Below are 15,126 nucleotides of genomic sequence, written 5' to 3'. Positions count from 1 at the left end.
GTCTTCCGTGTGGCGGGATGAGACGGCTGGGCTGCCGAATCGACGGATCGACAACGGGAGCGTCAAGGGAAGGACCAGCTTTCCTCCGCACGAAAGTCGGGTGATGACGTGCTGAGCCGCGCGGGCGGTGCCGTCAAGGACATGCGGTACCGCCCGCGCGTTTTTGGTTTTGGTGGGGCACGGGATGGCCGCCGCGACCGTTTCCCGTTCTACCCTGCGCGCGCGCTGCATAACGTGTACCGAGCACGAAGATCGTGTTGCGCGCGAAAGGGGGAGGTTGCGTGCACCAAGAGGACAACCGGGGGTTGCGTTTTCATGTCCGCGAGCAGATCCACCTTCCGGACGACGTGCCGGAGATCGAGGCGATTCGCGAACTGGAGCTGGAACCGGTTGTGGAAGTGACCGCGGCAGGCGGCTCGGTGACGGTGTCGGGGTTTCTCAGCCTGACCGGCAAGTACTTGGGGCGGCGGGAACACCTGAAGATGCCGGGCGACGGGTCGGAGGCGTACGCGCCGTTTCCGTTTCATCCTCTGGAGAGCGAGATGGGTCCCTTGGCGCCCTGGCAAAAGCGTGGCGAAATCCGCCACCGCATCCCACTGGACATCACCGTACCCGAGGAACACGTGCCCGACCTGGAAGACGTCTACGTGGTCATCGACAGCTTTGATTATGAGGTCCAAGGGCCGCGCAAGCTGGCCATCGAAGCCGTGTTGGACGTCACCGGCATTGTGGTGGAGCGCGGCCGTGCCGCGCGCACGCTGGAGCAGGCGGATCCTGTCGCCCCCGTGCTGGTGAGCGGGACAGAGCCTGCGCCGTCCGGGAGAGAGAGGGCCGAAACCGCCGAAACGCCGGCAGAGGTCTCCGCCGAGGCGGATCCGGTTTCGCAGGGGGACGGCGCGCGAGCGGAGGGACACCGGGACGCGGCGGCTCCGGTGGCGGACGAGCGTGAGGCGGGGGGTTCCTCCGCGCCGGAGGGTGGAAGCGAAGGGAGAGCGGCGGTGGAGCCGGAGGCCTCCCAGGCGGTGGAGGCGGCCGCCGCGACAGGAGAGCCGGTCGATTTGGATGGGCGGCAGGCCGGCGATGCCGATGCCCATCCCGCGGGGGACGACGGGGGTTCTCAGGCGCGCGACGAGCCGGCGGAAACCCAGCCGGAACCGCAACCGGACGTGAAGGTGGCCATCACGGCCAAATCCAAACCCGAGGAGAGCAGCGCCCGTTCCCTTTCCTCGGTCTTGATGGGGAAAGGGTCTGGGGAAACGCAGCCGGCCGAGCCCGAGACGCCGGAAACGGCAGAAGCGGCCTCGCCCGCATCTGCCGCGCCGAGTTCCATTGACGGAGAGGACCACGCGGAGGCTGAGGCCACGGCGGCAAGCGGTGGGCAGCAAGCGGCGGAAGCGGAGGTGGCCGAGGCGACCGGCAAGCCCGAAAACGGACGCTACCTGATCGGGCTGCTCAAGGAGAAGGAGGAGCGGTATGCGCGCTTGACGATGTGCATTGTGCACCGCAATGACACGTTGGCGGCCATTGCCGCCCGCTACGGGGTGTCGGCCGACACCATCCGGACCGTCAACGGCATGGCCGATGACCACCTGGAAGAGGGACAGATTCTCTTGATTCCGCGGCGGGAAGGGTGAGGGAAACCGTGGCGGAGGGATGGAAACGGGGCGGAATGCGCGCGGAAGCCGGCATTCCGCTTTTTCTCTGCGCGGGATTGGCGGTGCGTCCGTGGGAGTGGGTCCCGCTCGGCAAGGCGATGTGGCGCATGGAGACCGACGGCGGCGTATTTGTGGTGGCGGAGGTGCGCCGCGATCCGCGGGAGCTGATGTGGATTGACCGGGTGCGGCACGCGCTGGCGGGCCAGGGATGGACGCATTATCTCCCTTGGCTGCTTGGGCCCCATGGCGAGACGGTGTGGCGTGGCCCCGAGGGGACGTTTGTCGTCATGCGCCTGCCACCGGGACACGACCCGCCCGCCGACGCCCTTGATCGGCTGTTTGGGTCCCTGGCCCGCCTGCATCGCCTGACGTCGATGCCGCTCCCCCATCCCGGGGTGGCCCAGGTGGCGGAGCAACTGCGCTGGCAGGGAAAGCGGTGGGCGGCCCGTCTCGCGCGGTGGAAGGCGGAAGCTGAACGCCGCGCCTACCCCTCGCCGGTGGACGTCGTTATGCTTGCGAACGCCGAGGCGTTTGCCGCGGCGCTGGACCGTGCGCGGACGTTGCTTACGCGGTGGGAGAAGGCGGCCGGGCGGCGCTCCGCGCTGCGCGTCTCATGGGTGCTCGCCCGCCCGCGTCCGGACCGGTTGGCCTGGCGCGAAGGGGGCGAACCGCTGTGGCTCGACTGGATGGCCGCCACCGTGGATGCCCCGGTGCGCGACGTGGCCTATCTCCTGCGCACCGTCGCGAGCGCCGTGGAGGAAGACCGCCTCCGTGCCGCACTGGCTGCCTATGACGCCCACTTCCCGCTGCGGGAGGACGAGCGGCTGGCGTTGGCTCTCCTACTGGCGCTGCCTCATCCGGTCTTCCGCCTCCTCGAGCGCCACTACACGTGGGGAGGCCGTGTGCGGTTGGAAACGGTGACGGCGTTGGAGCGCGAGCTGGACCGCTACGCGTTACTCGTTCGGTTGGTCGATTCCTGGCTGTAACCGGTGGGGATGGGTGTACACGTTGAAGCGCGTGTCGCGGACAAAGCCGATGGCGGTGATCCCCAGCTCGTCGGCGATGCGCAAGCCGAGCTCGGTCGGGGCCGACTTGGAGAGGACCACGCCGATGCCCATCTTGGCTGCCTTGAGAATGACCTCCGAGGAGAGCCGCCCGCTGAAGGCGAGCAGCTTGTCGCCACGCGGCACGTTGTGCTGGAGGCAGTAACCGTAGAGCTTGTCAAGGGCGTTGTGCCGGCCGATGTCGGTGCGGACGGCGACAATGCCCGCCCGCGTGCAGAGTGCGGCGTTGTGGACGCCGCCGGTGTCGGCGAAGACGTGGGAAGACGCCTGCAGCGCACCGATCAGGCGCAGCACGTCATCGGGGACGAGGGTTGGGGCCTGTTCCACCGGTTTGGCCGTTTGCACGTCGTTGAAGAAATAGAAGGACTGTCGCCCTTTGCCACAGCACGACGGTATGTAGCGTTTGTTGAAGAAGCGCTGCGAGAACCGGCGCTTGCCCGCCGTCTCCACGTAGGCGAACCCGCCTGCGGTATCGAGGGCCAGCGAGACAATCTCCTCGTCAGAGCGGATCACGCCCTCCGCTGCCAGGAATCCGACAACGAGTTCGTCGAGATGGCTGGGCGTGCAGACGAGCGTGGCCAGCTCCTCGTCGTCGACGTAGACGGTGAGGGCGTACTCGCTGGCCACCGTGTCGATGGTCGAGTGCAGGCGACCGTTTTCGTAGCGCAGGATGGGGCGTTGTTGGGTAACGGGCAGCTCCATGGGCGCGCGTTCCCCTTTCCGTTTGACGTGTTGTTGCTTACATTATACGGTACATGCGGTACAATGGAAGCGAATGGGTTCGGGAGGAGGAAAGAGAGGCCATGCATCGCGCGTTTGCAGACGCGCCCAACCGCGCGCCGCTCCCTGTGGAGGACGCCCAAGCGGTGATTCTGGAATCCCTCGCGCCTCTGGAGGTGGAACGGGTTCCCCTGGCCGACTGTGACGGCCGCGTGCTCGCCCAGGAGGTGGTGGCGGACGGCGACGTGCCCCCCTTTGACCGTTCAATGATGGACGGGTTTGCCGTACGGGCGGCGGACACGGCGGGCGCGTCGTGGGATTACCCGGTGCCGCTGGCCGTCATCGAGGAGGTGCCGGCCGGGTGTGCGCCCAAACGGCGCGTCGGCCCGGGCGAAGCGATCCGCGTCATGACCGGGTCGATGATTCCCGAGGGAGCCGACGCTGTGGTCCGGTTTGAGCACACGAAGGAGGAATTTGCCCAGAACGTGGCCACGGTCCACGTCCGCGTGCCCGCGCGGCCGGGAGACAACATCGCCAAAAAAGGCGAGGACATGGTCAAGGGAAGCGTGGTGCTGCGTCCGGGCGTGCGCATCGGCGCGGCGGAGGCGGCGGTTCTGGCCACCTTTGGTGTAGCCGAGGTGGCGGTGTACCGCCGGCCGGTGGTCGGGATTTTGGCCACGGGGTCGGAATTGGTGGACGTGAACCAGCCCCTTGCCCCGGGGAAAATCCGCAACGCCAATAGCTACATGGTGGCCAGCCTCATTCGCGCCGCGGGGGGCGTGCCCAAGCTGCTCGCGGTCGTCGGCGATTCCGTCGAGGCCATGCAGGCGGCTGTGGAGCCGTACCTCGAGGAATTGGATGCCCTGGTGACGACCGGCGGCGTGTCGGTGGGGGATTACGACCTGATTCCGGAGCTCTATGAACGGTTGGGGGCCACCACGCGGTTTTGGAAGGTGCTCGCCCGCCCCGGTCAGCCGGTGCGCTATGCTGTGCGGGACGGCAAACCCTTCTTCGGCATCTCGGGCAATCCCGCGTCGGCTTACGTCAACTGCCAGCTGTTCGTCCTCCCGGGGGTGCGCCGCCTGGCCGGATGGGCCCATCCGCTCCCGCGCACGGTGCAGGCGCGCCTCGTCAGCTCCTACAATGCCGCGCCGATCAAGCCGGACCGTTTCCTCCGCGCGCGCCTGTACGAGGCCGGTGGCGAGCTCGTCGTCGAGCTGGCCAAAGGGCAGTCGTCGGGGATGATCGGCTCGCTGGTGGGGGCCAACGCTTTGGTGCGGATCAAAGGCGGCACGGCGGTGGAGGCGGGACAGCTGGTAGACGTGGTGGTGTGCGGGGATTGGCCTCCGGTTTCTCGAGAAAAATTGACAACTTCGTGAACAATTTTTTATAATGGGGGCGAACGGTTTGCCGGGCGTTTCGCTGATACGAGGTAGCGCTCCTGCCGGACGGTCAGCGGGGCACCCGGAACGGATGATGGCGAGGTTGCGCGCCAACAGCGCCCCTGTTTGGTGCCGTAACGTCGCAACGGTCGTTGCTAGCCGAACGCGCGCAAAAACGACATTGCGACGTTTTCTTTTTTCCGTACGGAAACCGATTTCAAAAGATGTCCCTCGTATGGCGCGCGCCGCACAAGGCCGCTGGCGGATTGCCGCTGCCGTTGGCCTTCAGCATTGCCATTTTGCGTTGGAAATGTCGGCGGCGTTCATGAAGCGCACTGCGTGGTTTCCCGACAGTGCGGGCTGGCCGAACCTTTCCCCCCAATGGTATACTGCAAGAAAAAACCCATCACCCCTGCATTGATGGACCGGCGGGGGCGCGAGAACGATGAACAAGTACGAAGCCGAATTCAGCAACCTGGTGCGAGCCTTCCGCAAGAAGTACATGGGCAAGGGCCCGGCCAAGATCACGACCACGTTTTGCAAAAATTGGGCCATCTGCGAGATGGAAGGGAACCTTACCCCCATTGAGAAATTTATGGCCCGAACGGACGAGGGACGTCAGGCGTTGCGCGCGGCCCGCACGGAGATGGTGAAAGACCTCTACCGGAAATACCCGCCGCGGGAAATGGAAGAGCTGGTGGGGGCCAAGTTTGTCGACTTGTTCGTGGACATCAACATCGAAAAGGATTGGGCCATGTCCATCTTCGTGTTCGACCAAGACATCGAAGCGAAGTTTCGCACGTAAACCGAGGGCAAACGCGGGTTGGTACTTGGTAGCGATCCTGCTAAAGGCTAACCGCCGTGACATCGCCTTTGTGACCAAAGGCCGATTCACGGCGATTTTTTACGTTTTCACGGGTCGCACTATCCGGTGAAGATCCTTCGTGTGCGTGAAAAAAGGAGGCACAAACCATTGACCGCTCTGGTAGATCGCTTTGGCCGGTGCCATGATTACCTGCGCATTTCCGTGACCGACCGCTGCACCCTGCGCTGTATCTACTGCATGCCCGAAGACATGACGTTTCTTCCCCCACGCGAAGTGCTGACGGATGACGAGATCGTCGCCGTTGTTCGTGTGGCGGCCCAGCTTGGCGTGCGCAAGCTGCGCATCACGGGAGGCGAGCCCCTCGTGCGGCCCGGCCTTGCCGACCTGGTGGCCCGGCTTGCCGCCATTCCCGGCATTGAGGACATCGCCCTTACCACGAATGGAATTTTCCTGGCCGAGCAGGCCGAGGCGCTACGCCGCGCGGGCGTGCGTCGGGTGAACATCAGCCTCGATTCGCTGAAACCCGACCGGTTTCGCCGCATCACCCGCCGCGACGGACTGGAGCAGGTGCTAGCGGGAATCGAGCAGGCGCTGAACGTGGGGTTTTCGCCGGTGAAGATCAACTGCGTGCTGATCAAGGGGGTGAACGAAGACGAAATCGAGGACTTCATCCGTCTGACGCTGGATCGTCCGCTTCATGTGCGGTTCATCGAATACATGCCCATTGGCCACCACGAGGAGTGGAGGAAGGGATACGTGCCGCTGACCGACGTGCTGGCACGCGCGGAGGCGGCCGGTCTCCCGCTGGAACCGGCGGAGGGCGCCGTTGTGGGCAACGGGCCGGCGGAGGTGTACCGGGTACGCGGTGCGCCGGGCACCGTGGGGCTGATCCATCCGGTGAGCGATCACTTCTGCGCCGGGTGTAACCGTCTGCGCCTGACCGCCGACGGGTACCTGAAACCGTGCCTGTACTGGGTGGAGGAACTGCGCGTACGCGACTGCATAGATGACGAGGAGAAGCTGCGCGCGCTGTTCTTTCGGGCCCTGGCCCTCAAGCCGGAAAAGCACGAGATGGCCCGTGCCGGCGAGGTGCTGGAGGACGAGCGCGTGCCGACATGGCGGCGCATGTCGCAGATCGGCGGATAAGCGAGCAAAGGGAGGAGGAGCAACCGATGGGCAAAACGAAACACACGGGGCCGATTTCCCTGCCCAAGTTGCCGGATCCGTCGCTGTGGGTGAGCTGGAAACCCTTTGGCTTTGGCGAGCAAAAGCCGCACCACAATTGGGCGGTGCTGAAAACGCTGTGGGAAAACCGCGACAACCTGCGCTACGCCTGGCGTATCCTGACCCAAGGGGTGTGTGACGGGTGCGCCCTCGGGGTGTCCGGGTTGCGCGACCAAACCTTGAAGGGCCCGCATCTGTGCACGACGCGCCTCAACGTGTTGCGCCTCAACACGCAGCCGCCCATCCCCGACAAGGTGCTGTTCCAGGACATCGACGAGCTGCGCCGGCTGGACAGCACCGCGCTGCGCAAGCTGGGGCGTATCCCGTACCCGCTGATCCGCGAGAAGGGCGAGCGGCGGTTCCGCCGCATTTCGTGGGACGAGGCCCTCAACCGGATCGCGGAGAAGTTTCGCCAGATTGACCCGCGGCAGGCCGCCTTCTATCTGACGGCGCGGGGCATCACCAACGAGACGTATTATGTGGCGGCCAAGGTGGCCCGCTTCTTGGGGACGAACAACATCGACAACGCCTCGCGCATTTGCCATTCGCCCTCGAAAACGGCCCTCAAGCGCACCCTTGGCATCGGGGCCTCCAGCTGCAGCTACAAGGACTGGATTGGCACCGACGTGCTTGTGTTCTGGGGCTCGGTGCCGGCGGCCAACCAGCCGGTGTCGACCAAGTACCTGTACGCGGCCAAGCGCCAGGGCACCAAGATCCTCGTCGTCAACCCGTACCGCGAGCCATCGATGGAGCGGTACTGGATCCCGTCCATTCCCGACAGCGCCCTGTTCGGCACCAAGTTGGCCGATGATTTCTACCAAGTGAACATCGGCGGCGACATCGCCTTTATGACCGGCGTGATGAAGCACTGGTTCGAGATGGAAGAGCGCCAGCCGGGTTCGGCCATTGATCACGCGTTCATCCGCGAGCACGTGAACGGGTTCGAAGCCCTCAAGGCCCATGTCCAGCGCTACGATTGGGAGACCCTCGAAAAGGAAGCCGGCTTGCCGCGGGAGCGGATGCGCGAGTTCGCCGAGATCCTGGCCAAGGCCAAGACGGGTGTCTTCGTGTGGTCGATGGGCCTCACCCAGCACCGCTTCGGAACGGACAACGTCACCCAGGTGGTCAACCTGGCCATCCTGCGCGGCTTCATCGGCCGGGAGAAATGCGGCGTGATGCCCATCCGCGGCCATTCCGGCGTGCAGGGGTCGGGCGAGATGGGGGCCGACTGCTTCTCGCTGCCGGGCGGCGAGTTTGATGACGAGAACATCGCGCGACTCGAGCGTCTGTGGGGCTTCCCCATCCCCCAGTGGCAGGGGGACACCGTTGGTGTCAGCCTGGAAAACGCCCTTCTGCCGGATGACCATCCGCGGCGGCTCCGCCTCTTTTACACCAGCGGCGGCAATTTCCTTGAGACGATGCCCGACCCGGACTTCGTGCGCCGGTGCCTGGAGAGTGTGGAGCTGCGCGTGCATGCCGACATTATCCTGAACACGTCGACCCTGGTGGATGCGCGGGAAGCGGTCATCGTCCTGCCGGTGATGACGCGCTACGAGATGCCCGGCGGGGGCACATCGACGTCGACGGAGCGGATGGTCTACTTTTCCCCGGAAATTCCCGGGCCGCGCATTCCCGAGGCGCGGGCCGAGTGGCAGATCTACATCGACCTGGCTGCGCGCGTCAAGCCCGAGCAGGCCCACCTCATCCGCTTCCGCGATGCCCAGGCCATCCGCGAGGAGATCGCCAAGGCCAACCCGAACTACGACGGCATCCAGCACCTGAAGAAGGCCGGCGACGTGTTCCAGTGGGGCGGGATGTGGTTGTGCGAGGGCGGCGTCTGTCCGACGGAGGACGGGCGGGCCAACCTCGTTCCCGTGGAGCTGCCGCAGTTCCGCAAGGGAGAGGGAACCTTCTTCGTCACCACGCGGCGCGGCAAGCAGTTCAACTCCATGGTGTTCAGCGAGGTGGACCCGCTGACCGGTGCCGAGCGTGATGACGTGCTGATCCATGCGGAGGATGCCAAGGCGCTGGGCATCGCCGACGGCGACGCCATCGTTGTCTACAACCGCCACGGCCTGTTCCATGGACGGGCGCGTTACGCGCCGATCCAGCGCGGCAATCTGGCCGTGCATTGGCCGGAGGGCAACGTGTTGTTTCCGCGGGGCAAATATGAGCCCCACGCGCAGATCCCCATGTACAACATGGTGGCCATCGTGGAGAAGGCGGAGCTGTTTTTTGTGCAGAAGGATGTCCAGTACCGCGAAATGCGCCTGGCCGAACTGGATCAAGCCGAGGCGCCCGAGATGGGCGGTTCGTGTGCGGGATAACGAAAACCCGCCGCGCGGGGGTGCCCCCCGTTGCGGCGGGCGTGCTGCGGTCCGCGCGGGCTCAAGGATTTCCCAGCCCGCTGCGGGCCGCTTTTGTTTCGCTTTCCCGGCAGCATGCCGCTTCCGGAACGGGTGACGCCGCCGGCTCCGGCGCCGGTTCCAGCGGCTTCAACGGGTTCCAGTTGTCGCCCTGATGGCCGACCCACGCTGTTCCGTCTTCGCCGATCTCCTTCTTCCAGATGGGAACGATCTGCTTAAAGCGTTCAATGGTGTAACGGCTGGCCTCATATGCCTGGGCGCGGTGAGGGGCGCCGACGGCGATAACGATGCTCACCTCGCCGACGGCCAGCGTGCCCAGCCGGTGGGCAATGGCCAGGCGCGTTTCAGGCCAGCGTGCGGCCACCTCGTCGCCGATTTGGGCCATGGTGCGCAGGGCCATCGGTTCGTACGCGGTGTAGGTAAGGGCCACGGTCCGACGTCCGCGCGTCCATTCGCGCACGGTACCGGTGAAGGTGAGGACGGCGCCGGCGTTGGGGTGGGACGCCTTGGCCGTCACGGCGGCAGCGTCGATGGGCCGGTGGGTCAGGAGAAAGCGGCCGCACGGCGAGACGAGGGCATCGGGATCGCCGGCGCCCAGCGGCGCGTCAGGCGGAGGCAGGATGAGGAGCGTGTCGCCCTCGGCTAGGTGTGCGTCGAGGAGGAGGTAGTCGCCGTTGCGGGCGAAGGTGCATCGTGGGAGCAAGTCGCGCAGCGCCGGACGGGTGGTGATCAGGGTAAGCATAAGGTCGAGCACGCGGCTGTCCGGAGCCAGGTCGACGGTTAAGGTATCCGTCCCTTCGGCGCGGCGCAGGGGGCCAAACAGGCAAGCGGTGACGCGCATGGGGTGAATCCTCCTTTCCGGTTACCGGCGCGGTGCGAGACGATGCCGGCGCAACCAGTGTTCCAGCCAGGTGAGCGCATCATCGGGTCGGTCAATATCCCAAACCGGCCATGGTACCTGGGGCGGTGCGGCAACGCGCGCACGGGGGTGCGCCACCGCGCCGACGACGCCCGTCAGGCGCTCGGCGAGGATCCAATCTTCCGGGTCGCGCACAAACACCCACTTTGGGAACGGGGCGTTCTTTAAGCCCTCCACGACAATGAGGTCGCAGTCGGAAAAATCGGCGAGAAGTTCGTCCAGTTCCCACGGCGCGTCCCGCCGCTCATAAATCCCCTTTTCCCCGCCGGAAACGACCACGGCACGGGCGGCGCCGGCGCGGGCGTGCTCGCGGCTGTCGCGTCCGTCCACCTCCCACGCCAGACCGTGTCCGCCGCCGTCGTGCTTCAGGCTGCCCACGCGCCAGCCGCGGGAAGCGAAGTGGGCGACGATGGCCTTGGCCCACGTCGTCTTGCCCCGCTTGGCAAAACCGACGAGCTGGAAGACCAAGGGCGCGGCCGCGGCAGTACCGTCGAGGCGTGCTGGAACGGTGCTAATGGGCGACGCGCCGTGCAGCGCAGGCCACTCGCCGGTGAGGGCCATCCATTCTTCGGGGGTGTTGGCGTTGGCAGCCCAGGCCGGATCGGGCAGCGGGGCGGCGAACCACGCCAGGCGGTTCAAGAGGCCGGAAAGGGCGTACGAGCCGGTAGCCAGCTGCGCACGCACCCGCGGCAGGACGCGTGTGCGGTAGACGGCGAGGAGCGGATGCACGCGCATGCCGTCGCAGCTCACCCACGCGTCATAGGAGGGATGGGTTTCGCTGAGGCGCCACAGCCACGTCAGCGTTTCCGGTGTGACGCGGGGCAGGTCGCAGGCAAGCACGACGGCGCGGTCGCCGTCGACGCGGGCGAGGCCTGCGGCCAGGCCGCCGAGGGGGCCGGCGTCCACCTCGTCGCTGATCCAGCGTTCTGCGTATTCGCGGGCCAGCGGAGAGTCGGCTTTGCCGACCAAGTGCGCCGTGCCGCCGGCTGCGCGTACCACATCGAGCAGGTAGTCGACGAGTCGACGTCCGCGGTAGGCCAGCAGCGGCTTGGATTGTCCCATGCGGCGGCTCTGTCCGCCGACCAGAATCAGCACGTCCATCGCATCCGCACCCTTAGCAAACGGGGTGAAGGCGTGACGGTCGGGTAAAAGGAAATGTCCCGCGTTGTCGCAGCGGGCGCTGCGGTTCCGAGCGGCTTCCTTCGCTACCTCTATTGTACCGGTGGGGTTGGTCCGTGTCTGCTGCGACATTCAACCGGCGATTCGGTCAGCCAACGACCGGCTTTTCTGACAAATGACGTGCAGCCGGGGGGCAGATGGTGTACAATGGAGAAGCATACTGCTGAGGACAAGGGGGAGACGGGCAACATGTGGCAGGTACCGACGCGCATCCTCATGGGACCGGGCCCGAGCGATGTCCATCCGCGGGTGCTAAAGGCCCTGTCCACGCCGCTGGTGGGCCACCTGGATCCGGCCTTTCTGGCGCTGATGAACGAGGTGCGCGACCTCTTGCGCCAGGTGTTCGGCACGAAAAACGAGCTGACCCTCGCCATGTCCGGAACCGGTAGCGCGGGCATGGAGACGGTATTCGTCAACCTGATTGAGCCGGGCGACCGGGTGGTGATCGGCGTCAACGGCCTCTTCGGCCAGCGCATGGTGGACGTGGCGTCGCGGTGCGGAGCCGAGGTGATTCCCGTCACCGCGCCGTGGGGCGAGCCGATTCCGCCGGAGGCTGTGGAAAAGGCGCTGAAGCAAGCCGACGGGCCGGTGAAGGCCGTTGCCATGGTGCACGCCGAGACGTCCACCGGCGTGTGGCAGCCGTTGGCCGACATCGGGCGGCTGGCCCATGAGCACGGGGCGCTGTTCATCGTGGACGCTGTGACCTCCCTCGGCGGGGTGCCGGTGGAGGTGGACAAAAACGGCATTGACGCCTGCTACAGTGGGACGCAGAAATGCCTCAGCGTGCCGCCGGGGCTGGCACCGGTCACCTTCAGCCCGCGGGCGCAAGAGGTGATCCGTACGCGTAAGACAAAGATCCAGAGCTGGTATCTTGACCTGTCGATGATCCAGCAATACTGGGGTGAAGAGCGGTTCTACCACCATACGGCGCCCATCTCGATGATCTACGCGCTGCGCGAGGGGCTTGAGGTGCTCATCGAGGAGGGGCTGGAGAATGTCTACCGCCGCCATCTGGAGCTGGGCCGTCGCCTGCAGGCGGCCCTTGAGGACATGGGGCTGACGCTGCACGTGGCGGAGGCCTATCGCCTGCCGCAGCTGACCACCGTGCGTGTCCCTGAGGGGATCGACGAGGCGGCGATCCGCCGGCAGCTCCTCGAGGTGTACGGGATCGAGATCGGCGGCGGACTGGGCGAGTTGAAGGGCAAGGTGTGGCGCGTGGGTCTGATGGGCTATAGCTGCCAGCTGAAAAACGTGGTGCTTTTCACCTCGGCGCTGCGCCAGCTTTTGGGCGAGGCGCGGTGAAGCCATCTGGCGGCAGTTTGGTGAAGCGGGAACGTCCCCCAAAAAACATCCCCTGTCCTGATTCGGACAGGGGATGTTTGTATGCTTCGAATATGCGTTTCAGGTGGCATCTGCTTGCGGCTCGGCCCACGTCAGCCATCCGTTGGCCTCAACGACCTCCAGGAATGTGGCCAGGCGCGGCAGCAGCGGCTCGGCCTCGTCGCCAAAGCGCTCGCGCAGCGCCGCGGCGATCTCGGCTACCGTGTAGCGTCCGTCACAGCGTGCGAGTACAAAGCTGCCGAGGGGATCGAGTGCCACGCGGATGGCAGCCGGCTGGTTCAGGTAGCGCACCGACAGGCGCTCCAGCCAGCCGGTCCGCGGTACAACCAGGGTTAGCGTATCGGGGTGGTCGGTCGCTTCCAGATGCACCGTTTCACGCAGGCGCGGTGTCATGGACAGCAGGTTTTGCTTCTTGCGCGCCGCGCGCCCTTTGCGCTCGAACAGCGCGCGCCATTTCAGCCCCATGGCCTTCCCCTACCTTTCGGCTGCCGCGTCGCCGTCGGCCGGACGAGCGGTGTTCCCTTTGGCCCGCACGGCCACCCAGGCGAGCAGGAGGGTGAGCGCAGCAAAGAGAACGAGCGTCACGCTGTTTTGCGGCAGGAGCACGTTTTCCGGCAGTTTCACGTTGAGCCAGATCAGGACGGCGATGAGCACGCCGACCAGTGCCTCGCCAGCGATCAGACCCGAGGCAAAGAGGGTGCCCGTTTCCACGCGGGCCGTTTTGGTTGCCTCGTCCTTCGTCAGCGCCTCCACGGCCCACCGCACCAAGCCGCCGACCATGATCGGGGTGCTGACGTGCACCGGCAGGTAGATGCCGACAGCCACAGCCAGCGAGTTAAGGCCCAGGCATTCGATGACGACGGCCGACGCCGCGCCCATGAAGATGAGGTCCCACGGCAGGTTGTCGGCCAGGATACCTTCGATGACCATCTTCATGAGCACTGCTTTGGGTGCCGGCAGGGCCTCGGAGCCCATCCCGTAGGTGGCGTGGAGCACGACGAGCACGAAGCCGATCACCAGCCCGGAGGCCAACACGCCGATCATCATGGCCAGCTGTTGCTTCCACGGCGTGCTGCCGACCAGGTATCCGGTCTTCAGGTCCTGGGAGATGTCGCCGGCCACCGCCAGCGCCGTGCAGACGATGGCACCCACCGTCAGTGCGGCCACCATGCCATGCATACCGTGCATGCCGGCCAGCTTAAAGACAAAGGTGACGATAAGGAGCGTGGCGATGGTCATCCCCGAAACGGGCGAGGACGAGCTCCCGACAATCCCGACGATACGCGAGGCCACAGCCACAAAGAGGAACCCGAAAACGGCGATGGCCAGCGCGCCGATGACCCCCACATTGGTGATGGGAGCGAAGGCGATGATGGCAATGATGATGGCCGTGCCGGCCAGCACCCACGGCATGGGGATGTCGCGGTCGGTCCGCGCCACACTCTCGGTTCGTCCGGTGCCGACTTTGCGGATGCCGCGCAGCGTGTCGCGGAGCGAGCGGTACAGCATGGGCAAGGTTTTGATAAGGGTGATCAGCCCGCCCGTGGCCACGGCCCCGGCACCGATGTACCGGATGTAGGCGTCCCACACGCCCCAGGCATCCAATTTGCCGACGGGGGCTTCCGCCGGGAAGAGGGGGTGGGCGTTATCGGCTCCGAAGAAGCTGATCATCGGGATGAAAACGAGCCAGGCCAAGAGGCCGCCGGCCAGCATTTGCCCGGCGATGCGCGGACCGATGATGTAGCCCACACCGAGGAGGGCCGGATAGGCGTCCAATCCGATGAGCGCGTTTTTAAATTTGGAAATTGTCGTTTCGATTTCTGTTTTGAAGAGTTTCAGGCCGTCGCCCAGCGCCTTGAACAGCCCGCCAACAAAGAAGCCGGTGAAGACGAGCCGTGCACTGGCGCCGCCGGCCTCACCCGACTTGAGCACCTCCGCACAGGCGGTACCTTCCGGATACGGAAGGGTGTGGTGTTCCTGCACGATCAGCAGGCGGCGAAGCGGCACCATCATGAACACGCCCAAGAAGCCGCCCGTCAGCACGATAAACGCGATCATCGTCTGACTGGGGGTCAGGTTCCACAGAAACAGGGCCGGCAGGGTGAAGATCGCGCCGGCAGCCACCGCTTCCCCGGCGGTGGTCATCGTCTGGACAATGTTGTTTTCGAGAATGGACTGGCGGCGAAAGATCCCGCGAAGAATGGCCATGGAAATCACGGCCGCGGGAATGGAAGCGCTTACTGTCATGCCGATCTTCAGGCCCAGATAGGCGTTCGCGGCACCAAACAAGATGGCCAGGAGGATCCCGAGGACAAGAGCGGTAACCGTCAGCTCGGGCAGCGATTTGTTTGCCGGAACGTAGGGTACAAAAGACTGCGGCCGTTGCTGTTCGTTTTTCATCCATGAGCCCTCCTTTGCAGAACGGTCTTTATTTTTTTGAAAAACAAAGG

12 protein-coding genes are annotated in these 15,126 nt (G+C 65.4%); 7 read left to right on the top strand and 5 right to left on the bottom strand.

The features are described from left to right. Window positions 1-281 precede the first annotated feature (281 nt). Together ACYQ0Z_RS01770 and ACYQ0Z_RS01765 are read left to right on the top strand one after the other, a co-directional pair. Window positions 282-1,634 carry a LysM peptidoglycan-binding domain-containing protein gene (locus ACYQ0Z_RS01770; protein WP_459863848.1) on the top strand — a complete coding sequence of 451 codons (1,353 nt, stop codon included), beginning with the start codon at window positions 282-284 and terminating at the stop codon, window positions 1,632-1,634. 8 nt (window positions 1,635-1,642) lie between these two features. Then, window positions 1,643-2,641, top strand: a complete 999-nt coding sequence (locus ACYQ0Z_RS01765; protein WP_459863846.1) for an aminoglycoside phosphotransferase/kinase family protein — start codon at window positions 1,643-1,645, stop codon at window positions 2,639-2,641. Here the strand turns inward: ACYQ0Z_RS01765 and fdhD are convergent. Further along, window positions 2,609-3,421, bottom strand: a complete 813-nt coding sequence (gene fdhD / locus ACYQ0Z_RS01760; RefSeq protein WP_459863844.1) for a formate dehydrogenase accessory sulfurtransferase FdhD — start codon at window positions 3,419-3,421, stop codon at window positions 2,609-2,611. The genes ACYQ0Z_RS01765 and fdhD overlap by 33 nt on opposite strands. A gap of 101 nt (window positions 3,422-3,522) precedes the next feature. Between fdhD and ACYQ0Z_RS01755 the strand changes: the two genes are divergently transcribed. From ACYQ0Z_RS01755 to ACYQ0Z_RS01740, 4 genes are all read left to right on the top strand, one after another. Beyond that, entirely contained in the window at window positions 3,523-4,818 is a 1,296-nt protein-coding gene (locus tag ACYQ0Z_RS01755; protein ID WP_459863842.1) for a molybdopterin molybdotransferase MoeA, read from the top strand. A gap of 448 nt (window positions 4,819-5,266) precedes the next feature. Further along, window positions 5,267-5,626 carry a Na-translocating system protein MpsC family protein gene (locus tag ACYQ0Z_RS01750; RefSeq protein WP_459863840.1) on the top strand — a complete coding sequence of 120 codons (360 nt, stop codon included), beginning with the start codon at window positions 5,267-5,269 and terminating at the stop codon, window positions 5,624-5,626. A gap of 168 nt (window positions 5,627-5,794) precedes the next feature. Then, complete coding sequence (moaA, locus tag ACYQ0Z_RS01745) at window positions 5,795-6,793, top strand: GTP 3',8-cyclase MoaA (RefSeq protein ID WP_459863838.1); 999 nt, start codon at window positions 5,795-5,797, stop codon at window positions 6,791-6,793. Window positions 6,794-6,819: 26 nt separating this feature from the next. Further along, the gene (locus ACYQ0Z_RS01740; protein ID WP_459863836.1) at window positions 6,820-9,198 is read left to right on the top strand and encodes an FdhF/YdeP family oxidoreductase; all 2,379 of its coding nucleotides are present in this window, start codon (window positions 6,820-6,822) and stop codon (window positions 9,196-9,198) included. A 61-nt stretch (window positions 9,199-9,259) separates the two neighbouring features. Here ACYQ0Z_RS01740 and ACYQ0Z_RS01735 read toward each other — a convergent pair whose 3' ends face one another. Both ACYQ0Z_RS01735 and mobB read right to left on the bottom strand, forming a co-directional pair. Continuing rightward, a complete protein-coding gene (locus ACYQ0Z_RS01735) occupies window positions 9,260-10,078 on the bottom strand; it encodes a molybdenum cofactor biosynthesis protein (protein ID WP_459863834.1) in 819 nt (272 codons plus the stop codon). A gap of 21 nt (window positions 10,079-10,099) precedes the next feature. After that, a complete protein-coding gene (gene mobB, locus ACYQ0Z_RS01730; RefSeq protein WP_459863832.1) occupies window positions 10,100-11,257 on the bottom strand; it encodes a molybdopterin-guanine dinucleotide biosynthesis protein B in 1,158 nt (385 codons plus the stop codon). 225 nt (window positions 11,258-11,482) lie between these two features. On the opposite strand from mobB, the gene ACYQ0Z_RS01725 reads away from it, so the two are divergent. Continuing rightward, window positions 11,483-12,637 (top strand): pyridoxal-phosphate-dependent aminotransferase family protein, encoded by a 1,155-nt coding sequence (locus tag ACYQ0Z_RS01725; RefSeq protein WP_459863830.1) that lies wholly within the window; start codon window positions 11,483-11,485, stop codon window positions 12,635-12,637. Between the two features lie 99 nt (window positions 12,638-12,736). Here ACYQ0Z_RS01725 and ACYQ0Z_RS01720 read toward each other — a convergent pair whose 3' ends face one another. Both ACYQ0Z_RS01720 and ACYQ0Z_RS01715 read right to left on the bottom strand, forming a co-directional pair. Next, window positions 12,737-13,141, bottom strand: coding sequence for a PqqD family protein (locus tag ACYQ0Z_RS01720; RefSeq protein ID WP_459863828.1), 405 nt, complete (start codon window positions 13,139-13,141; stop codon window positions 12,737-12,739). Between the two features lie 9 nt (window positions 13,142-13,150). After that, window positions 13,151-15,076 (bottom strand): OPT family oligopeptide transporter, encoded by a 1,926-nt coding sequence (locus tag ACYQ0Z_RS01715; RefSeq protein WP_459863826.1) that lies wholly within the window; start codon window positions 15,074-15,076, stop codon window positions 13,151-13,153. Between the last annotated feature and the right edge of the window lie 50 nt (window positions 15,077-15,126).

Source organism: Calditerricola yamamurae, from assembly GCF_054654135.1.
The sequence above is the reverse complement of the archived record's forward strand: the minus strand, read 5'-3'. Positions and strand labels throughout refer to the sequence as shown.